Genomic DNA, 20,467 nt, shown 5'->3' on the forward strand with positions numbered 1-20,467 from the left:
GTCGGGCGCGGAGGCGGTCGATGGGCGCCCCCGCTGGACCCGGGCGCGACGGCGGCCAGGCGGTCCAGCCCTACAGCCTAACCGATCGCCCCGGCGGCCGGCCTGCCCGCTCACGGCCGATGCCGGCCCAGCTGGACCGCCATGGGCACGGCCGGCCCATTCAGGCCGCCCGCCCATCGGACGGCCCGTTTGGACGGCCCGGTCGGACAACTTGAGCAGGCGACTCGATCAGACTGCCGGCTCCCCGACCTCGAGCTCATATTCGAAGTTCTGGATCATGCGGCCGAAGTCCTCGTCCTCATCGCCGCCGTAGTTGGCGCCGATGCTCAGGCGATGACGCCCGGGCGACAGCGGCGGCAACAACAGCCAATAGCCGTCGGAAGCGGCGTGATAGGGACCGGTCGGCGGACCGGAGGCGTCCGTCTCGGCGAAGGGGTCGAAACACTTCGCCGTGGTCAGGCGCATCGAACCCTGCCGATCGAGGCGCCGGCCGTCCAGCAGGACGACCGCGCTGACCAGGCGATCGTTGTTGAGCGTCACCTGCGCCTTCACTTGATCGCAGGTGTGCGCGTATCGGCCGAAGCGCGGCGCGTGGTAATACATGTTGATCAGCGGCACCAGGACGTGCTTGCCGAGCGGGATCCGGCAACGGCGCTCGGCATCGAAGCTGCCGTCGGTCCCGGCCAGGAACCACACCGGACCCTCTTCGTCCTGGTTCATCGCGCAGCGGCTGCCGTCGCGATCGAGGTAAGGCTGCAGGCTGTCGGGGAAGCTGCGCGTCCAGCGCCACCAGCGTGCGGTCCACTCGACCGGCTGGACCCCGCCGACCGGACCGCGCAGCGGCTGCACCGCGGTTGCCGAGCCTGCGGTTGCCGAGCCTTGAACCGGCGTTCTGCCGGCTGCCGTTACTGGGCCTTGAGCCGGCGTTTTGCCGGCTGCCGTTGCTGGGCCTTGAGCCGGCGTTTTGCCGGCCGCATCCGCCGGCAAGCCCGACAGCGCCAGCCACAGGCCGAGCGCCGCCGCCCCGCGCCTCAGGCCCATTCGGTCAGGCCTTCGCGCTCGTACACCGCGGCGAAGCTGGGCCGCGCCTTCATCCGTTGCGCGAACGCGCCCAGGTGCGGCCAGTCGTGCGCCGGCCGCGGCATCTTGCGGGTCCAGCGCATCAGCATGGTGAGGTAGAAATCGGCCGCGCTCAGGCGCTCGCCGAGCAGATACGGGCCCTGTTGGGCGAGCTGCGCGTCGAGGCGCTCGCAGGCGGCCTCGATGCGCGCCTGCGCGCCGGCGCGTACCGCCTCGTCGTCGGCCTGCAGGTCCCACGGGTACCACCACAGCCGCAGCGGCGCTTGCAGGGTGTTGGTGAGGTTGAACAGCCACTGGTTGTATTCGGCGCGCTGCGGGTCGTCGAGCGCCGGGGCCAGGCCGGCCTGCGGATGGCGGTCGGCGAGGAACAGGACCAGGCCCGCGGCTTCGTAGCGCGGCTGGCCGTCGACGATCAGGGTCGGCACCACCCCGTTCGGATTCAGCGCCAGGTATTCGGCGTTCTTGTGCGCGCGCGCATCGATGTCGACCAGCCGCAGCTCGTGCTCGATCCCCATCTCGATGAGCAGCCAATGGACGACGAGACTGGCGGTACCGGGCGAGTAATAAAGCGCGTACATGCGGAGGACTCCGGGAATGAGGGCGACAGTCTAGGGGAGGCGTCGCGGTTGTGGGCGGGCGTTCCCTCTGGAAGGGCAAAGCAAGAGCAACTACGAACAAAAGCAAAAACAAAAACAGAACCACAGCTCTCTTTTCGAAAAGGGGGAGAGCGGCGCGGGAGGGGTCGAGGATAGGTCCCCGTCGCGTGGAGCCGTCCTTCAGAAAGCCGCCGCTTAGTCGCCTCTCCTGAACGCCACGACGTTAAACTTCTCCGCTGGAAAGGCCCGCCGCTGAAACTCGCCCCTTCGACGAAGAGGCTGCGCGCTGCGCAAGTCCGGCGCAGCGCAAACCTCAACGCGCGGGAAGATCAGCTCCGCGCTCGCAGCGACCTCCGCAGCGCCACACCGCATGCCTGCCCCGCCCCATCCGCGCCGTCAACCCAGGCCATCGATCCTGACAGCAGGCTGTCAGCAGTCTTGCCGCCCAGGCGCCGAACCGACGCTCGCGGCCAATCCGCAGGTGCGGTTCTTCGCTACCATGCGGAGCGATTCCGGGGAGAACCGATCCGATGCCACGTACCGCCTCACGTACCGTCCTGGTCGCCGCGCTGCTCGCGGCCGCCGCCACGCCGCTGCACGCCGTCGCGGCCGACGACGCCCTGACCACCGTCGCCGAACGCAGCGGCTTCCTCAAGACCGGCCGCTACGACGAAGTGATCGCGATGTGCGCGTCCTTCGCCAAACGCTACCCCGATGCGGTGCGCTGCGAGGACTTCGGCACCACCCCGGAAGGCCGGCCGATGAAGTTGCTGGTCGCGACCCGCAGCGGCGCCTTCACCCCGGCGCAGGCCCAGGCCAAGTCGCTCCCGGTGACCCTGATCCAAGGCGGCATCCACTCCGGCGAGATCGACGGCAAGGACGCGGGCTTTCTCGCCCTGCGCCAGATCCTCGACGGCGAGGCCGCCGCGGGCGTGCTCGACAGACAAGTGCTGCTGTTCGTGCCGGTGTTCAACATCGACGGCCACGAGCGCTTCGGCCGCTGGAACCGCCCCAACCAGCGCGGTCCCGAGGAAATGGGCTGGCGCACCACCGCACAGAACTACAACCTCAACCGCGATTATCTGAAGGCCGACGCGCCGGAAATGCAGGCCATGCTCAAGCTGGTCGAGCGTTGGGACCCGCTGGCCTACATCGACCTTCACGTCACCGACGGCGCCAAGTTCGAACACGACGTCTCGATCCAGGTCGAACCGGTGCACTCCGGCGACATGGCGCTGCGCCAGGCCGGCCTGGCCCTGCGCGACGGCGTGATCGAACGCCTCGCCGGCCAGGGGTCGCTGCCGGTGTCGTTCTATCCGTCCTTCATCGAATCCGACAACCCGGCCTCGGGCTTCGAGGACGCGGTGCCGCCGCCGCGTTTCTCCAACGGTTACATCCCGCTGCGCAATCGCCTGGGCATGCTGGTCGAAACCCATTCCTGGAAGGACTACCCGACCCGCGTGCGGATCACCCGCAACACCGTCGTCGACGTGCTCGAACTGGTCGCGCGCCACGGCAGCGACTGGCGCCGCGAAGCGCTCGCCGCCGACCGGCGCGCGCAGGCGCTCGGCGGCCAGCCGGTCGCGCTCGACTACAAGGCCACCGACAAGACCCGCGACGTCGCCTTCCGCGGCTATGCCTATACGCGCACGCCGTCGGAAGTCTCCGGCGCGCTGATGACCCGCTACGACGAGACCAAGCCCGAAGTCTGGAACGTAAAGCTCAAGTACGACATCCAGCCCAGCCGCGTCGTCGACGCCCCGCGCGGCGGCTACCTGGTGCCGGCCGCGCATGCCGCCTGGGTCGCAGCCAAGCTCGACCAGCACGGCGTGAACTATCGCCGTCTCGGCGCCGCGCTCAAGGACGCGCCGGTCGAGACCTTCCGTTCCGACAAGACCGAGTTCGCCCCGCAATCGGTCGAAGGCCACCAGCGCGCCACCCTCAACGGCGCCTGGAAACCGGAAACCCAGAACCTGGCCGCCGGCGCGCTGTTCGTGCCGATCGCCCAGCCCAAGGCGCGCCTGGCGATGGCCCTGCTGGAACCGCAGGCGCCGGATTCGCTCGCGGCCTGGGGCGAGTTCAACAACGCCTTCGAGCGCAAGGAATACATGGAGGACTACGTCGCCGAGGAAGTGGCGCGCGAGATGCTGGCCAAGGACCCGAAGCTGAAGGCCGAGTTCGAGGCGAAGATCAACAACGATCCGGCGTTCGCCAAGAGCCCGCAGGCGCGCCTGGAGTTCTTCTACCGCCTGCATTCGGCCTGGGACACGCGCTACAACCAGTATCCGGTGGTACGCACCCAAGAAACGCCGCGCTGAGCCTCGGCAGGTACTGGAGTAACGCCCCTGAACGCGCGGAGCCCCAGCGGCTCCGCGCGTTTCTTCTGTCCCGTCCTTATGCAGGAGCGGCGTAAGCCGCGACCGCCGAAGCGACTACCCAACCGGTAGGGCGCGGCAACCGGCACCAGGCCGCGGCTCACCCCGCTCCTACACTCACGGACTTAGGCCGCGTTATCCTCAACGCCTGTCCCGACCGGAGCGTCGCGTAGGCATGCGAACCTCCCCTTCCGCCATGATCGCGCCGTCCCGGCATTCGCTCTCATCCGCGTTCACCGCGGTCCTGCTGCTCGCAGGCATCGCCGCAAGCTCGCAGGCCGCCTCCGCCGAAAAACCCCCGCGCATCGAAACCCGCGCGACCACGGTGACGGTGCTCAGCTTCAACCTGTGGCACGACAAAGGCGACTGGCCCAGGCGCCGCGCGATGATCGTCGCCGAGATCGCGCGCCTGAAGCCGGACGTGATCGCCTTGCAGGAAGTGCTGCAGCGCGAGGGCCTGCGCAACCAGGCCGAAGACCTCGCCGCCGCGCTCGGCTATCGGGCGCAGTTCGTCTCGGTCGACCCGCCCGCTGCGGCACGCCGCTACGGCAACGCCATCCTCACCCGCAAGCGCGCCGAAACCCGGCAGATGCGCAAGCTCGAACCGCTCGACGACTACCGCACCGCCGTCCATGCGCGGCTGCGCCCGGGCTCGCCGGGCACCCGCATCGACGTTTACGCCACCCATCTGCACAACGACCGCACCGGTGGCGCCGTCCGCGCCCGGCAGGTGTCGAGCCTGCTCAACTTCATCGATGCGACCGCGCAGGGCGCCTATGTGATCGTCGCCGGCGACTTCAATAGCGAGGCCGACTCGCCGGAACTGCAGACGTTGGCCGCGCGCTACCGCGATGCCTACGGTGCGGCCCACCCCGAGGCCTCCGGCGATATCGCCGCCCACACCACGCTAAACCCGGCCTACCTGCCGGCGCAGCGCATCGACCATGTTTTCTACGACCCGGTCGGCTTCGAACTGGTCGATGCCCGCATCGTGCTCAACCGAAGCCGCGACGGCATTTGGCCGTCCGACCACTTCGGCCTGCTGGTCACGCTGCGCACCCGGCCGCGCATCGTCGGTTTGCGCGCGTCACCGAACTGACATTTACCGGGACTAGCGTGGGCGGGTTCCCCCGCCCTGCCGGAGCCCCGCATGATCCGTTCGACCCTGACCTCGTTGTTGCTCGCCTGCGCCGCGACCGCGTTCGCCGCCCCCGCCGCCGCCGCGCACTGGTCGCTGACCGGCCTCGTCGAAACCCCGGCGACCCAGCGCGACGCGGTGCGCCTGCCGCCGGGCACGCCCGACCAGGCCAACCTCAACCGCTTCGGCTTCTATTCCGACCTGAGCTATAACCCGCGCGACGGCTACTGGTACGCCCTGTCCGACCGCGGCCCCGGCGGCGGCGTGATCGACTACGCCACCCGCGTTCAGCGCCTGCGCATCCCCTACGACCGCCGCAGCGGCCGCATCGGCCAGCCCATCATCGACAAGACCGTGTTGTTCAGCGCGCGCCGCGGCGACAGCTTCAACGGCCTCAACCCGCAATTGCTCAACGGCGACGCGGCCCGGCTCGGCTTGAGCTTCGACCCGGAAGGCTTCGCGGTCGGCCGCAACGGCCACTTCTACGTCGCCGACGAATACGGCCCCAGCCTGTACGAATTCGCCCCGAACGGCCGCTTCCTGCGCGCTTTCGCCATCCCGGCCAACCTGCAGCCGCGCAACGCCCAGGGCCAGCTCGACTACGTCGGCGACCGCAAACTCGTGGTCGCAGGCCGCCAGGACAACCGCGGCTTCGAGGGGCTCACCATCACCCCGTCCGGCGACAAGCTCTACGCGGTGATGCAAGACCCGCTGGTGCAGGAAGGCGCGAACAACGACGGCCGCCGCAGCCGCAACGTCCGCATCGTCGAGTTCGACCTGCGCAGCGGCCGCTCCAGCGCCCAGTACGTCTACCAACTGGAATCGATCGCCGCCCTGAACGCGCTCGACCCGTCCGGCGACGACGATTTCTCGGCGACCAATCAGGGCCGCAGCATCGGTCTCAGCGCGATCCACGCCCTGAGCGACCGCGATTTCCTGGTGCTGGAGCGGGACAACCGCGGTCTCGGCGTCGAGGTCACCGCCGCGCCGGTGCACAAGCGCGTGTACCGGATTTCCCTGCGCGGCGCGACCGATGTCGCCGCCCAGTCGCTGGCCGGCAGCAACGACCTGCCCGCCGGCGTGCGTCCGGTCGACAAGGCCCCCGAACTCGACATCCTCGCCGCCCTGCGCAGCGCCGGCGCCCGCGACATCCCCGAGAAGCTCGAAGGCCTGGCGATCGGCCCGCGCCTGCGCAACGGCAAGCACCTGGTGCTGATCGGCAGCGACAACGACTACAGCGTGACCCAGAGCGGCGCCGGCGAACAGTTCGAAGTCTGCGTCGACCGCAGCAGCGGCGAACGCGCGCAGGTACCTCTGGACGCCGACTGCCCCGCCGGCAAGACGCGCATCCCCGGGACGCTGATCGCTTTTGCGGTGGATTTCCGCCGCTAGGAACCAGGAACTAGAAACGAGTAACGAGGAACGAGCGACTAGTTACTCGTTACTAGTTACTCGTTACTCACTCCTCACTCCTGCCCCCTCGCTCCCCGTCCCCAGCCCCCACCGACCCAGCACATCGTAGGCATTGCGCGAACCGAGCTGGCTGTGGATCAGGGCGAAGGCATCGACGCGCCAGTCGATCGCGTCGATGGCGAGCGGCGGATGCAGGGGACGCACGGCGTCGCGGACGATGGTCACGTGCGGCACCAGCGCGCGCCCGGACTCGACCCGCACGCCTTCCTTGGCCAGGGCCACGCCGAGCCGTTGGAATAGGCCGTCCAGGGCTTCCGGCGTGTGCTCGCAGCCGAGCCACCAGGGAATCGACTTGTTGCGGAAACTGCCGGCGCGGTCGAGCCGCAGATCGAACGCCGGCAGGGCCAGGCTGCCGGCGGCGGCCTGCGCGCGCGCCGCGCGCTCGGCCTGGAATTCGAAGGCGTCGCCGAGGAACTGCAAGGTCAGGTGATAGCGGTGCGCGCCGATCAGGCGCCCGCCGGCGTCGTGCTCGCGATGCAGGACCGCGGCGGCCGCGGCGATGCACGCCTGGGTCGCCGCGTCGGGCAACAGGGCGAAGAACAATCGGTGGACGTCGGACGAGGCGGCCGGGGCCGCGAACAGCGAGTCTTGATGCATGGCGGCAGTGTAAAGCCGCCTGCCGGTTACGCGAACTGGGTCGGCGCCGCCGCGACGGCGCTGGGGCATGATGGGCGGGCCGCCGGCCGGCGGTCCGGATATTTCGCGCAGCCCCCGCGGCGGCGTCCCTCAGCGAATGGAGTCCCTCATGAAGTCGATCCCGAATCTTTGCGCCCTCGCCTTGCTGGCGTTGTCCCTGCACGCCCCGGCGCAGACCGCGCCGGGCGCGGCACTGCAAACCTCGGTCCCTCAGGGCACCGACCGGCACGAGCAGGACCGGCGCGCGCAGGCCCGGCGCGAGATCGAAGCCGTCGTCGAGACCTTCAAGGCCGCGATCATCGCCAAGGACTCGGCCACCCTGAAGAGTCTGTTCCTGGCCGAACACAATTCCTGGATCCTGGTGTCCTCCGACGAGGAATTCCGCCAGCGCAGGGCCAAAAACCCCAAGCTGAAGAAACTCGAGCCCGGCACCTACGTCGAGTTCGCCGAGCAGATGAGCCAGGGCAAGGAACGTTTCGAGGAGAAGTTCTCGAACGTCAAGATCGAAACCGACGGCGCCATCGCCAGCGTGCATTTCGACTTCGTCTTCCTCGAAGACGAACGCATCACCGGCAAGGGCCAGGAGGCCTGGCAATTGGTCAAGACCGAACAGGGTTGGAAGATCAACGCGGTGGTCTATTCCTCCTACCCGCTCAAGTAAGCCGCTTGCTCCCGGCCCTGGCCGGAAGCGCCGCTGTCTCCATCAAAACTCGCCGCGAACCGCATCGCGTGGCGCAGTCCCGGCCGGTGCCGCAAGCGGCACCGCGCCCTCAAGCCGTCGCCGCGGCCGGCACCGGCTCGCTCGAAGCGCGCTCGGAGTACGCATCCAGCAGGCTCGCGACGATCTTGCGCGCGCCGCTGAAGGGCTTGCGCCCGTGCGCCATCTGCATGTTGTCGAGCAGCATCACGTCGCCGACCTGCCAGGGGAACCGGATCGAAGCCCCGGCGAAGGCCTCGCGCACCGCCTGCAGATCCTCGGCCGCGATCTCGCCGCCGTCGCCGTAATAAGCGTGGCGCGGCAAGCGGTCGGCGCCGAACATGTTGAGCAGCGAGGCCGCGACTTCGGCGCCGAGGTTGCTGACGTGAAACAGATGCGCCTGATTGAAGAACACCCGCTCGCCGGTCAGCGGATGCCGCGCCGTGCCGTGGTTGGTCTGGGCGGTGCGCAGGGTCTGCGCGTCCAGCCATTCGTGGACGATGCCGTTGGCCTCGCAGAAGCGCGCGACCTCGCCGCGGTCCGATGTCTGGAACACGGTTTCCCAGGGAATATCGACGTAGGGCCGGTAATGGCGCACGTAGCGCACGCCGCGCGCCTCGAAACGGTCCATGCGTTCCTCGCCGATCGCGGCGGCGACCCGGCGCATGTCGGCGATCGGAGTCTCGCCGCCGCTCTGCGGCGCGACCAGGCAGCAGAACGCGACCTTCAGCGGCCAGTCGCGCTGGTAGGCGTTTTCGCAATGCAGGGCGATTTCCTGGTCGGGCGGGTATTCGGTGGCGGTGAACACGCCCTTGCCGACCGAACTGCGTGGCGTGGAACGGTAGGTGTAGTCGAGCGCGCGCGGCGACACCGCTTCGCCGAAGCCCTCGAAGTCGGCGACGCTGGCGACCTCGAAGCCGCGGAACAGCAAGGCGCCGTGTTCGAGCAGGCGCTCCTCGATCAGGTCGCGGCGGGCCGCGACGAACGCGGCCAGGTCGCGCTCGCCCGCGCCCGGTTCGAATACGCGCGGCGCGCGGCCTTCGGCGAACAGCGCGGTTTCTGTGAAAGCATGCATTGCAGTACTCCTGTGTAACGTTGCGCCGCTAGTCGCGACGCATGACGAGGGTGGTGCGGCTCCAGAACCGCTGGCGGATTCAAAACCGATAACGGATCTTGGCCAGCAGTTGGTCGGAATCGCGTAGTTCCAGCGCGTCGGTGAACTGGTCGTAGGTGCCGAGCGGGTCGCGTTCGAGGAAGGTCGAGCCGCCGCGCGAATAGGCCACGAAGATGTCCGACTGCGGGCCGAGCAGGTAGCGATAGCGCAGTTGCAGGCCGAAGTTGTTGACGTCGAAATCCGCCCTCGCCTGCCCGCTCGCGCGCATCTGCCCGTTCGGCTGCAGCAGGTAGCCCTGGCCGCCGTCGGCGCGTACCGAGGCCCACTCGGTCTTCAGCCGCACTTCGTGGTGCAGGCCCGGGAACCAGCTCAGGTTGAGGCTGGCGTAGTCGCCGCGCCGCGAATAGCGGCCGAAGTTGCGCCCGTCTTCCCAGATCAGCCAGTCGCTGCCGCGGTCGGGACTGAAGATCAGTTGGGCGTTGAACTCATCGTTCGGATACCAGACCGCGCTCAGCTCGAGCTCCGGCGTGGCCTTGCCCGACAGCCCCTGCGGCAGCATCGACAGCGCGGCCCCAAAGGTCCAGTCGCCGTAGCGGCGGCTGACGAACTCGGCTTCGGAGCGATAGCGCCGCGAACGCTTCCACAAACCGTTACCGCGCGAAATCAGGTCGTCCCAGCCGGAGCTGATCAGGCTGACGTTGAAATTCAGGCGGTTGCCGCTGCGGTAGTTGTAGTTGTTGACGATCGCCAGGGTCGTCGGCAGACGGTCGCCGCGGTCGTTGCTGCGCGCCTGCAGGTCGGCGAACCAGCGTACGCTGCGCAGGTCGGCGTCCTCGTCCTTGACCCGGTGGACATAGTCGGCGGCGAGCTTGACCTCGTTGAGACTGGCGCGGCGCTGGTAGCCCAGGTCGTTGAAGTCGAGGCGGTTGCCGAAGTGGTTGGCTTCCAGGCGATAGCGCCAGCTTTCCGACGGCGTCCAGTTGATCCGCATCCAGGCGCCGCTGTCGTTGATGCTGCGGCCGCGCTGGTCGATGAAGCTGCCGAGCACCTGGCTGTTGATCACCAGCGCATCGCTCGGGCGCCAGCTCATGTCGACCGCCTGCACCTGCGCGCTGCGGTCCAGGAACGGGCGTTCGGTGTCGGTGCCGAGCCAGCCGATGCTGAGCGTGTCGTGCACCGGGAACAGCAGGCGCGCGGCATAGAAATCGCGGCCGGCCTCGCCGTCCTCGGTCGCCGCCAGCACGCCGTAGCTGAGCCGGCCCAGCGAGCCGTTGAGCTTGAGCGCGGCATCGATGTCGCTGGCGCCGCTGCCGTCGTCGGCATCGCCGCCGATACGCCGGGTGTGGATCAGCCGGCCCAGGTCGGGCGTACCGAGGTCGAAGATGCCCTGGTTCTCGGTGAAGAACGGGCGCCGGTCGCTGAAGAAGGTCTCGACCGCGTCGAAGTTGATGACCAGGTCGTCGGACTCGACCTGGCCGAAGTCGGGGTTCACCGTCGCGCTGAGCTGGAAGCGCGGCGACGGCTTCCAGAACAGGTCGACGCCGCCGTTGTACTTGGTCCGGCCGCTGATCAGGTCGTGGTTGGCGGTGACGTAAGGCCAGAAGTGCAGCAGGGCCTTGCGGTACTGCGGAATCTCCAGGCGCTCGAAGCCCGAGACGAAGCGGCCGCGCTCGATCGACACTGCCGGGTAGGACTGGCGCTCGCCGTTGCCGCCGAGCACGCGGCTGAAATACACCGCGACGTTGCGGCTGGGCGAATCCGTGCCGCGCATCGGCGCCACCGTCCACGGGATCAGCATTTCGACCTGCCAGCCGCTTTCGGTCTCCTCGACCGCCCAGCTCCAGTCGGTGTCCCAGTCGTAGTTGGGCACGTTCTCGTTGGTCACCACGCCGTCCATGATCGAGCCCGACAGGCCGACGCTGAAGGTGTAGGCGGTGCGGCCGTCGCCGTCGAAGTCGACCATGAAGTTGACGCCGTCGATGACGTCCTCCTGGTCGCGCTCCAGACGCGGCTTGACCCGCGCGAACGCCGGCGCCTGTTCGAGCACGAAGGCGACGACGATGCCGTCCGGCGTCGACAGCAGGCGCGCCTGCGTGCCGCTGCCGCCGTCGGGCGCGGTCAGGCGATACGGCTCGGTGACCTTGAAGTCGTCGTAGCGCTTGGCCTGTTCCCATTCGGTCTCGTCGAGCTTGCCGTCGATCACGATCGAGGCGCAGGCCGGCGCGCTGACCATCAGGGTCAGCATCAGCACCGAACCGGCGCGCAGTCGCGAGGCGGGAAAATCTGCAGTCATGTGGTGTCCAAGTGGCTGGAGGAGTGCGTGGCGCGTCGCGTCCGGATCAGGTCTCGGACAGATAGGCGAGCGTCTTGCGTTCTCCCTTGAACGATTCGCGGCCGTGCATCATCAGGATGTTGTCGATCATCAGCAGGTCGCCGCGCTGCCAGTCGAACAGCAGCTTGCTGGCGTCGAGCGCGCGGCGGACCTCGGCCAGCGCCTCCTCTTCCATCGGCTCGCCGTCGCCGTACTCGCACTCGTGCGGCAGGTTGCCCTTGCCGACCATCTGCTCGTACATGCCGCGCAGTTGCGGGTTCAGCGCCGAGGGGTGCCATTGTTCGGCCTGGTTGAACCACACTTCCTGGCCGGTCTGGGGGTGGGTGACGAAGGCCTCGCAGCGGGTGGTCACGCGCAGCACGCCGTCGGCCTGCCAGCGGCAGGTCGAGCCCTGCTCGGCGGCGATGCTCTCGACCTCGGCGCGGTCCTGGGTCTGGTAGGTGGTCTGCCAGTTCTTGCCGAGCGGAATGCTCGACTGAAAATTGCGCACATAGTTGATGCCGCGCTCGCGCAGCTTGCGCACGATCTCCTCGGGCACCGCGCGCAGCACGTCTTCGCTGTTGGCCAGCGAGGTCTGCCCGCCCGAGGCGGCCGGGATCACGCTGTGGAAGAACAGACGGCGCGGCCAGCGCGGCAGATAGGACATCTCGTTGTGCAGGCTGATGACTTCGCTGGCCGGATATTCGGTCGAGGTGTAGACGTCGGCGGCGACGCGGCTGCGCGGCGAATTGCCGCCGATATAGTCGAAAGCCTGCGCGCCGAGACGCTCGGAACAGACGCGGAAATCCTCGGCGCCGTCGAGCTGGAACCCGCGCAGCAGAATGCCGCCGTGCCGGAGCAACCAGGCCTGGACCTGCTCGCGGTTGTGAACGAGGTAATCGTGCAACGCCGCCTGGCTGGCATCGCCGGCGGGGGTGATCACGATCGGATGGTGGTCGGAGTTGAACAGCGCGTTGACGTTCATGGCAGGTCCCTGTCGTTCTTGAAATCCGTAGCGTTCGAAATACTGCGTGGATGCGGTCGCGTCCGGCGCGATGCCGGCGCGGCTACACGCACAGACTTGCGGTCAGTTCGGCGTTGAGCCGCTCCAGCACCGCCGCGCGCTGGCTGTTGACGAAGAAGTGGCCGCCGTCGAACCAGCTCACCCGGCAGGCGCCGGAGGTTTCCTTCTGCCAGCCCTCGACCTGGCCGGGCCCCTTGTTGAGATCGTCGCGCCCGGCGAACACGCTGATCGGCATCGACAACAGCGGGCCGTGGCGATAGCGGTAGTTCTCGGCGATGGCAAAGTCCGCGCGGATCGCCGGCAGCAGCAGCTCCATCAGCTCGCGGCTTTCCAGCACTTCCGGCGGCGTGCCCTCGTATTCGCGGAGCACCTCGGTGAACTGCTCGTCGGACAAAGTGTGCAGTTGCCGGGTCGGGCTGCGGAACTGCGGCGCGTGGCAGCCGGACATGAACAAATGGTTCGGCGCGCTCAGGCCGTGCAGACGCAGGTAGCGGCTCAACTCGAACGCGACCAGAGCGCCGACGCTGTGGCCGAAGAACGCGCACGGCAAGTCGTCCATGCGCGAGATCACCGGCGCTACCGCCTGCAGCAAGGCCGGCAGGGACGCGATCGGCTCCTCGGCGATGCGCGCGCTGCGCCCCGGCAACTGCACCGCGCAGATTTCCACGGCCGGGTCGACCGCCTCCTGCCAGCGGAAGAAGTTGAAGGCGTTGCCGCCGGCGTAGGAAAAGCAGAACAGCCGCAGGCGCCGGGTCGAGGACGGCGTGCGGATCAACCACGGCGTGGTCTGCAAGGACAGCGACGAGCTCATGTCAGGGTCTCGGCAAGGGCGCACGCGGCATCGGCGCTGTCGCGGGACACGCGCGTGGACGGGGGATGGGCAAGGAAGTCGGCGACGGCCGCGGCGATGGTCTGCGCGTGCGGCTCGGCGAGCATGGCGTAGTGTCCAGCGTCGACCGCGACCGCGGCGGCGCTGCCGCCGATGACCTCGATGCCCTCGGCGACGCGGGTCGACGAATCGGCACCGAAGGCCTGCACCGGCGCATCGACACGGCTGGCGGTGTAGTCCGACAGCAGTTGCAGATGTGCGCGCGTCACCGGCCATTGCGCCTGCAGATGGGCGAAGGCCACCGGATCGGCGTCGCGCCAGCCCAGGCGCTGCAGCAGCGGTTCGGCCTGCTCGAAGGTCTGCGCCGACAGCACCTCGATGGCCAGCCCGTCGAACGCGACCGATACCGGCCAGGCCAGGCCGCGGCTTTGCAGCTCCGCGCGCAGGGCGACCTCGGCCGCGCGCATCGGGTCCTTGTCGAGGCCGGCGATCGGCAGGTGAGTGTCGAGCAGGCCGAGATACTCGACCCGCTCGCCGGCGGCGATCAACCGTTGCGCGATCGTCGCCGCGAGGACGCCGCCGCTCGACCAGCCGAGCAGGCGGTAAGGGCCCTGCGGCTGGCGGCTGCGGATCGCTTCGACCTGCATCTGCGCCAACGCCTGCAACGAGGCCGGGCGTTGCGGCAGGCCGGCGGCTTCCGGCGATTGCAGGCCGTAGACCGGACCCAGCGCGGCCAACCGCGCGGCCAGCGCGGCATAGAACGACACCTGGCCGCCGACCGGATGCACGCAGAACAGCGGCCGGCCCGCCGCTGCCATCTGCAGCGGCACGCACAGCGACGCCGGTTGCGCCGCCGCGTCCCCGATCGCCGCCGCCAGCGCCGCCACGGTCGGCGCCGAGAAGGTCGCCGACAGCGGCACGGCCACGCCGAGACGCGCGCGCAGTGCATGCACTACCCGGATCGCCAGCAGCGAATGGCCGCCGAGTTCGAAGAAGCGGTCGTGGCGGCCGACCCGCTCCAAACCCAGCAGTTCGCACCAGATCGCGGCGATGGCCTGCTCGGTCGCGCCCTGCGGCGCGGCGTATTCGCGCTGCGCCCGCGCCGCACCGTCCGGCGCCGGCAGGGCAGCGCGATCGAGCTTGCCGTTCGCGGTCAGCGGCCAGACCGGCAGGACCACGAAGGCAGCCGGCAGCATGTGCTCGGCGAGCGAGCGCGCCAGTCGTTCGCGCAGTTCGGCCGCGCCCGGGGCGGCGCCTGCGTGCGCGAGCAGATAGGCCACCAGGCGCCGATCGCCGGGCTGGTCTTCGCGCGCGACCACCACCGCCTCGCGCACGCCCTCGCATTCGCCCAGGCGGGCCTCGATCTCGCCCAGTTCGATGCGGTGGCCGCGGATCTTGACCTGGAAATCGTTGCGGCCCAGGTACTCGATGCGGCCGTCCTCGCGCCAGCGGCCGAGGTCGCCGCTGCGGTACATGCGCGCACCGGCCCGGTCGCCGAAAGGATCGTCGAGGAAACGTTCCGCGGTCAGCTCCGGACGATGCAGATAGCCGCGCGCCACGCCGGCGCCGCCGATGTACAGCTCGCCGGCCACGCCGACCGGCACCGGCTGGCGTTCGCCGTCGAGGATATAGACGCGGGTATTGGCGAGAGGCCGGCCGATATGCGGCGCCAGGCCGGCGCGGATCGGCGCCAGGGTCGCGTCGACGGTGCATTCGGTCGGACCGTAGACGTTGAAGCAGTGCAGCGACGAAGCCGCGGCCGCGGCCCAGGCGCGCGGGGACAGCGCTTCGCCGCCGATCAGCACCATGCGCAGGTCGCCATCGCCGCGGCGCAGCAGGCCGTGTTCGATCATCAACTCGAACTGCGCCGGGGTGCAGTCGAAGGCCTCGATGCGTTCGCGGACCAGGAAAACGAGCATGGCCTCGCCGTCGGCGCGGACCTCGGCCGGCACCAGCACCACGCTGCGGCCCGACAGCAACTGGCTCAGCGCTTGCAGCGAGGCATCGAAGGACAGGCCGGCATTGAGCGCGACCCGCGCATCGGCGGTGCAATGGAGGAAGGCCTCGCGTTCGAGCGCGGCCCACAGATTGAGCACGTTGCGGTGCTCGACCATCACCCCCTTGGGCCGTCCGGTCGAACCTGAAGTGTAGATCGCATAGGCCAGCTGCCGCGGGCCGATGCCGGCCCGCTCGGGGTCGTGTTCGGGCTGCGCGGCCAGGGCCGGATCGTCGAGCGCGATGGTCGGCAGCGCAGCCGCCGACAGCGTGGTGCCAGCGCCCAGCAGGGCGACCGGCGCACTGTCGTCGAGCATGTAGTCCAGGCGCTCCTGCGGATAGGCCGGGTCCAGCGGCACGTAGCCGGCGCCGGCCTTGAGGATGCCGAGCACGCCGACGATGGTGTCGAGCTCGCGTTCGACCCGGATCGCGACGCGATCGTCGGCGCGCACGCCCATTGCGATCAGGCGATGGGCGACGCGGTTGGCGCGGCGATTGAGTTCGGCGTAGCTCAGCCGGCGTTCGCCGCAGACCAGGGCTTCGGCCTCGGGGGTGCGCCGCACCTGCAGTTCGAAGCCGCGATGGATCGACTCCGGCAGGTCGAACGGCGCCGCGGTGTCGTTGAAGCCGTGCAGCTGCCGGCGCTGGAGTGCGTCGAGCAAGGGCAGCGCGGCGATACGGCAGCGGTCGTCGGCGGCCATCGCCTCGAGCAGCGACACCAGGCAGGCGGCATAGCGCTCGGCGGTGGCGCGATCGAACAAGGCGGTGGCATAGGCCAGACTGCCGGCGATGCCGTCCGCACCGTCCGCGAGCGCTAGAGACAAATCGAACTGGGTCGTCGTCAGCGGGCTGTCGATCGCCTCCAGCGCCAGTCCCGGCAAGGCCAGGGCGCCGCCGCCGGGGGTGTTGTTGAACGCGAACATGGTCTGGAACAGCGGGCTGTAGCTCAGGCTGCGCGCCGGCTGCACCGCTTCGACCACCTGCTCGAACGGCAGGTCCTGGTGCGCATAGGCATCGAGCGTGGTCGCGCGCACCCGATCCAGCAGCTCGGCCACGCTGGCCTGGCCGTCGACCTCGATGCGCAGCGCCAGGGTGTTGACGAAGAAACCGATCAGCGGTTCGATCTCGGCGCGCTGGCGGTTGGCGACCGGAGTGCCGATCACCACCTGGTCCTGTCCGCTCAGGCGCGACAGCAGGCTCGCCCAACCGGCCAGCAAGGTCATGAACACGGTCGTGCCATGACGCTGCGACAAGGCGCGCAAGCCCGCCGAGGCCTGCGCCGACAGCCGCAGCTCGACGCGGTCGCCCGCATAGCTCTGCAGCGGCGGGCGCGGCCGGTCGCTCGGCAGTTCCAGCAAGGCCGGCGCGCCTCGCAGATGGCCGCGCCAGAACTCGACCTGCTGGCGCAAGGTCTCGCCCTGCAGCCACTCGCGTTGCCACCGCGCATAGTCGGCGTACTGGATCGGCAACGGAGGCAGCGGGTCGGCGCGGCGGTCGTGGAACGCGGCATACAGCGCCGCGACTTCGCGCACCAGGACGCCGATCGACCAGCCGTCGGAAACGATATGGTGCTGGGTGACCAGCAACACGTGCTCGTCGTCGCGCAGCCGCAGCAGCCGGCCGCGGATCAGCGGGCCGCGCGCGAGGTCGAACGGCGCGCGCGCCTCCTCCAGGCCGAGACGGGCCAAGGCCTGCTCGCGCGCGGGCGCGTCGAGTTCGCGCAGATCGTGTTCGACCAAGGAAAAGCCGGCATCGGCGGCGGCGATCAGCTGCACCGGCTCGCCATCGGCCTCGGCGAAACAGGTGCGCAGGCTTTCGTGGCGCGCGACGACCCGGTCGAGCGCGGCCTTGAGCGCATCGCGATCGAGCTTGCCGCTCAAGCGCAGCGCCGCCGGCATGTGATAGGCGGCGCCGGCGGCCGGATCGAGTTGATCCAGGAACCACAGGCGTTGCTGCGCCCACGACAGCGGCAACGGCCCGTTGCGGTCGGCCGGCGCGATCGGCGCCAGCGCCCCGGCGGCGCGGCCGCCACGCTCCAGCGCCCGCGCCATGCCTTCGAGGCTCGGCTGCGCGAACACTTCGCGCAGGGCGAATTCCAGGCCCAGGGTCGAACGCAGACGGGTGACCAGTTGCAACGCCAACAGCGAATGGCCGCCCAGCTCGAAGAACCGGTCGTGGCGGCCGACCCGTTCCAGGCCCAGCAGCTCGCACCAGATCGCGGCGAGCGCGGTTTCGGTATCGCCCTGCGGCGCCTCGAATTCGCGGCGGATCACCGCCTCGTCGCCCGGCGCCGGCAAGGCCTTGCGGTCGAGCTTGCCGTTCGGGGTCAGCGGCAGCGCGTCCAGGGTCACGAACGCGCTCGGCAGCATGAACTCGGCCAGGCTGCGCGACAGCTGCTCGCGCAGACTCGCGGCCGACAGCGCGACGCCATCGTCCGGCACCACATAGGCGATCAGCCGCTTGTCGCCGCCCTCGCCTTCGCGCGCCACCACCACCGCTTCGCGCACGCCCTCGCAGGCCGCCAGCCTGGACTCGATCTCGCCGAGCTCGATGCGGAAACCGCGGATCTTCACCTGGAAGTCGTTGCGCCCCAGGTATTCGATCGTGCCGTCGGCGCGCCAGCGGCCGAGGTCGCCGGTCTTGTACATGCGCGCGGTTTCGTCGGCGACGAAGGGATCGCGCACGAAACGCTCGGCGGTCAGCTCCGGACGATGCAGGTACCCGCGCGCCACGCCTTCGCCGCCGATGTACAGCTCGCCGACCACGCCGACCGGCACCGGCTGCAGGTGCGCATCGACGATGTAGATGCGGGTGTTCGCGACCGGCTTGCCGATGTGCGAGGCGAAGCCGCCGTTGCGATCCATCGCCACCCAGGTCGAATACGTCGTGGTTTCGGTCGGGCCGTACAGGTTGGCGACCGTGGTCACCTCAGTTTGGGCGAACAACTGCTCGACCAGCGCGCGCTTGAGCGGCTCGCCGGCCAGGTTGACCGTGCGCGTGCTCGCCGGCACCCCGCCGCTCTGCAGCAAGGCGTTGATGCCCGAAGGCACGGTGTTGATCAGGCTCAGCGGGCTCGCGGCATCGGTCGCGAGCACGTCGCGCACCAGGGTGATCTGCGCGCCGACGCTGAGCGGCGCGAACAGCTCGTACACCGCCAGGTCGAAGTTGATCGAGGTCGAGAACAGCGTGTTTGAGAGCTGTTCGCGGCTGAAGTTGGCATTCGCCCAGGCGATGAAGTTGGCCGCGTTGGCGTGCTCGATCGCCACGCCCTTGGGCTGGCCGGTCGAGCCGGAGGTGTAGATCACGTAGGCCAAGTGGCACGCGGTCACGCCATCGACGACCGGGTCGTGCTCGGGCTGACCATTCAGGGCCGCGTCGTCGGCCATGAGCACCGGCACGCTCGCCTCGCCCAGCAAGCCCCTCAACGATTGCTGACTCAACAACGCCATCGGCGCGCTGTCGGCGAGCATGTAGGCGAGCCGGTCCGGCGGGTAATTCGGGTCCAGCGGCACGTAGGCGGCGCCGGCCTTGAGGATGCCGAGCACGCCGGCGACCAGGGCCGGGCCGCGTTCCAGGCAGATCGCCACGCGGTCGTCGGCGCGCACGCCGAGCGCGAGCAGGCGATGGGCGATGCGATTGGCGCGGCGGTTGAGTTCGGCGTAGCTCAGCCGCTCGTCGCCGCAGACCAGCGCGGTCGCGTCCGGCGTCGAGCGCACCTGCGCCTCGAACGGCTGATGCAGCAGGCGCTCGCGCGGGTAATCGAAGGCGGTGTCGTTGAAACGCTCCAGCACCAGTTCCCGCTCGGCCGCCGGCAGCCAAGGCAGGCGGCCGACCGGGCACTGGGCGTCGGCGACCATCGCTTCCAGCAGGCGCACGAAGTAGCCGGCGTAACGCTCGATGGTTTCGCGCTCGAACAGGTCGGTGGCGAAGGACAGATTGCCTTGCAGACTGTCGCCGCTGTCGGTCAGGGCGAGCTCAAGGTCGAAGTGCGCGGTGTGCGGCGGCCGGCCGATGCTTTCGAGTTCCAGCCCCGGCAATTGCAGGGTGCCGCCGCCGGGGGTGTTGTTGAACGCGAACATGGTCTGGAACAGCGGGCTGTAGCTCAGGCTGCGCGCCGGCTGCACCGCTTCGACCACCTGCTCGAACGGCAGGTCCTGGTGCGCATAGGCATCGAGCATGGTCGCGCGCACCCGCCCCAGCAGCTCGGCCACGCTGGCCTGGCCGTCGACCTCGATGCGCAGCGCCAGGGTGTTGACGAAGAAGCCGATCAGCGGCTCGACCTCGGCGCGCTGGCGGTTGGCGACCGGGCTGCCGACCACGACCTCGCCCTGCCCGCTCAACCGCGACAGCAAGGTGGACCAGGCTGCGAGCAAGGTCATGAACAAGGTCGCGCCGTGGCGCTGCGACAGCTCGCGCAGAGCGGCGGTCAGCGCCGGCGGCAGGCTCAGGCCGACGCGGTCGCCGGCATAGCTCTGCAGCGGCGGGCGCGGCCGGTCGGCCGGCAGTTCCAGCAAGGCCGGCGCGCCTCGCAGATGGCCGCGCCAGAACTCGACCTGCTCGCGCAAGGCCTCGCCCTGCAGCCATTGCCGTTGCCATTGCGCGTAGTCGGCGTACTGGATCGGCAGCGGCGGCAGCGGGTCGTCCTGGCCCTGGCTGAAGGCCGCGTACAGCGCGGTCACTTCCTTGACCAGCACGCCCAGCGACCATCCGTCGGAGACGATGTGATGCTGGGTCAGCAACAGCACGTGCTCGGCCTCGGCCAGGCGCAGCAGGCGGCCGCGGATCAGCGGGCCGGCAGCGAGGTCGAACGGAGCGCGCGCTTCCTCGGCGCCGAGTTCGGCGACCGCGCGTTCGCGCGCATCGGCGTCGAGCCCGCTCAGGTCGATCTCGACCAGGTCGAAACCGCGGTCGGCCGGCGCGATCGACTGCGAGGCGACGCCGTCGACCTCGACGAAGCGCGTGCGCAGGTTTTCGTGGCGGACGACGATGCGGTCGAGGGTCGCCTTGAGCGCATCGCGGTCGAGCCGGCCGCTGAGGCGCAGCGCGGTCGGCATGTGATAGGCCGCGCCCGCGGCCGGATCGAGCCGGTCGAGGAACCACAGCCGCTGCTGGGCCCACGACAGCGGCAGCGCCGCGGACCGGTCGGCGCGCGGGATCGCCGCCTCGTCGGCGCGATCGGCGCCGGCCAGGGCCGCCGCC

Annotated in this window: 12 protein-coding genes; 4 read left to right on the forward strand and 8 right to left on the reverse strand. The window is 69.5% G+C overall.

Annotated features, from left to right (window positions below):
- Positions 1 to 228: 228 nt before the first annotated feature.
- Together ACSAMQ_RS08855 and ACSAMQ_RS08860 are read right to left on the reverse strand one after the other, a co-directional pair.
- Positions 229 to 849 (reverse strand): hypothetical protein, encoded by a 621-nt coding sequence (locus ACSAMQ_RS08855; RefSeq protein WP_435395290.1) that lies wholly within the window; start codon positions 847 to 849, stop codon positions 229 to 231.
- Between the two features lie 182 nt (positions 850 to 1,031).
- The gene (locus ACSAMQ_RS08860) at positions 1,032 to 1,658 is read right to left on the reverse strand and encodes a glutathione S-transferase family protein (protein WP_435395291.1); all 627 of its coding nucleotides are present in this window, start codon (positions 1,656 to 1,658) and stop codon (positions 1,032 to 1,034) included.
- A 548-nt stretch (positions 1,659 to 2,206) separates the two neighbouring features.
- Between ACSAMQ_RS08860 and ACSAMQ_RS08865 the strand changes: the two genes are divergently transcribed.
- The 3 genes from ACSAMQ_RS08865 (at position 2,207) to ACSAMQ_RS08875 (ending at position 6,581) form a co-directional block, all read left to right on the forward strand.
- Positions 2,207 to 3,994 carry a M14 family metallopeptidase gene (locus tag ACSAMQ_RS08865; RefSeq protein ID WP_435395292.1) on the forward strand — a complete coding sequence of 596 codons (1,788 nt, stop codon included), beginning with the start codon at positions 2,207 to 2,209 and terminating at the stop codon, positions 3,992 to 3,994.
- A gap of 232 nt (positions 3,995 to 4,226) precedes the next feature.
- Positions 4,227 to 5,150, forward strand: coding sequence for an endonuclease/exonuclease/phosphatase family protein (locus ACSAMQ_RS08870; protein ID WP_435395293.1), 924 nt, complete (start codon positions 4,227 to 4,229; stop codon positions 5,148 to 5,150).
- A gap of 51 nt (positions 5,151 to 5,201) precedes the next feature.
- Positions 5,202 to 6,581, forward strand: coding sequence for an esterase-like activity of phytase family protein (locus ACSAMQ_RS08875; protein WP_435395294.1), 1,380 nt, complete (start codon positions 5,202 to 5,204; stop codon positions 6,579 to 6,581).
- Between the two features lie 63 nt (positions 6,582 to 6,644).
- On the opposite strand, the gene thpR is transcribed toward ACSAMQ_RS08875, so the two are convergent.
- Positions 6,645 to 7,259 carry an RNA 2',3'-cyclic phosphodiesterase gene (gene thpR, locus ACSAMQ_RS08880; protein WP_435395295.1) on the reverse strand — a complete coding sequence of 205 codons (615 nt, stop codon included), beginning with the start codon at positions 7,257 to 7,259 and terminating at the stop codon, positions 6,645 to 6,647.
- A gap of 148 nt (positions 7,260 to 7,407) precedes the next feature.
- Here thpR and ACSAMQ_RS08885 point away from each other — a divergent pair, with 148 nt between their 5' ends.
- The gene (locus ACSAMQ_RS08885) at positions 7,408 to 7,959 is read left to right on the forward strand and encodes a nuclear transport factor 2 family protein (RefSeq protein WP_435395296.1); all 552 of its coding nucleotides are present in this window, start codon (positions 7,408 to 7,410) and stop codon (positions 7,957 to 7,959) included.
- Positions 7,960 to 8,068: 109 nt separating this feature from the next.
- Here the strand turns inward: ACSAMQ_RS08885 and ACSAMQ_RS08890 are convergent, their stop codons facing one another.
- From ACSAMQ_RS08890 to ACSAMQ_RS08910, 5 genes are all read right to left on the reverse strand, one after another.
- The gene (locus ACSAMQ_RS08890; RefSeq protein WP_435395297.1) at positions 8,069 to 9,070 is read right to left on the reverse strand and encodes a TauD/TfdA family dioxygenase; all 1,002 of its coding nucleotides are present in this window, start codon (positions 9,068 to 9,070) and stop codon (positions 8,069 to 8,071) included.
- A 79-nt stretch (positions 9,071 to 9,149) separates the two neighbouring features.
- On the reverse strand, positions 9,150 to 11,402 hold the full coding sequence (locus ACSAMQ_RS08895) for a DUF5916 domain-containing protein (RefSeq protein WP_435395298.1): 2,253 nt from the start codon (positions 11,400 to 11,402) through the stop codon (positions 9,150 to 9,152).
- 46 nt (positions 11,403 to 11,448) lie between these two features.
- Positions 11,449 to 12,405, reverse strand: coding sequence for a TauD/TfdA family dioxygenase (locus ACSAMQ_RS08900; protein ID WP_435395299.1), 957 nt, complete (start codon positions 12,403 to 12,405; stop codon positions 11,449 to 11,451).
- A gap of 82 nt (positions 12,406 to 12,487) precedes the next feature.
- Positions 12,488 to 13,255 carry a thioesterase II family protein gene (locus ACSAMQ_RS08905; RefSeq protein ID WP_435395300.1) on the reverse strand — a complete coding sequence of 256 codons (768 nt, stop codon included), beginning with the start codon at positions 13,253 to 13,255 and terminating at the stop codon, positions 12,488 to 12,490.
- The coding region (locus tag ACSAMQ_RS08910) for an amino acid adenylation domain-containing protein (protein WP_435395301.1) at positions 13,252 to 20,467 on the reverse strand (7,216 nt) is incomplete at its 5' end. The genes ACSAMQ_RS08905 and ACSAMQ_RS08910, both read right to left, overlap by 4 nt.

It is taken from the genome of Lysobacter sp. 1R34A (genome assembly GCF_051217035.1).
Taxonomy (GTDB): domain Bacteria; phylum Pseudomonadota; class Gammaproteobacteria; order Xanthomonadales; family Xanthomonadaceae; genus Lysobacter.

Excerpts from the sequence above, each read along its gene's own strand:
- ACSAMQ_RS08885 (WP_435395296.1), top strand. The coding sequence starts at position 7,408 with ATGAAGTCGATCCCGAATCTTTGCGCCCTCGCCTTGCTGGCGTTGTCC.
- ACSAMQ_RS08875 (WP_435395294.1), top strand. The coding sequence starts at position 5,202 with ATGATCCGTTCGACCCTGACCTCGTTGTTGCTCGCCTGCGCCGCGACC.
- ACSAMQ_RS08905 (WP_435395300.1), bottom strand. The coding sequence starts at position 13,255 with ATGAGCTCGTCGCTGTCCTTGCAGACCACGCCGTGGTTGATCCGCACG.
- ACSAMQ_RS08870 (WP_435395293.1), top strand. The coding sequence starts at position 4,227 with ATGCGAACCTCCCCTTCCGCCATGATCGCGCCGTCCCGGCATTCGCTC.
- ACSAMQ_RS08895 (WP_435395298.1), bottom strand. The coding sequence starts at position 11,402 with ATGACTGCAGATTTTCCCGCCTCGCGACTGCGCGCCGGTTCGGTGCTG.
- ACSAMQ_RS08900 (WP_435395299.1), bottom strand. The coding sequence starts at position 12,405 with ATGAACGTCAACGCGCTGTTCAACTCCGACCACCATCCGATCGTGATC.
- ACSAMQ_RS08865 (WP_435395292.1), top strand. The coding sequence starts at position 2,207 with ATGCCACGTACCGCCTCACGTACCGTCCTGGTCGCCGCGCTGCTCGCG.
- ACSAMQ_RS08890 (WP_435395297.1), bottom strand. The coding sequence starts at position 9,070 with ATGCATGCTTTCACAGAAACCGCGCTGTTCGCCGAAGGCCGCGCGCCG.
- ACSAMQ_RS08860 (WP_435395291.1), bottom strand. The coding sequence starts at position 1,658 with ATGTACGCGCTTTATTACTCGCCCGGTACCGCCAGTCTCGTCGTCCAT.
- thpR (WP_435395295.1), bottom strand. The coding sequence starts at position 7,259 with ATGCATCAAGACTCGCTGTTCGCGGCCCCGGCCGCCTCGTCCGACGTC.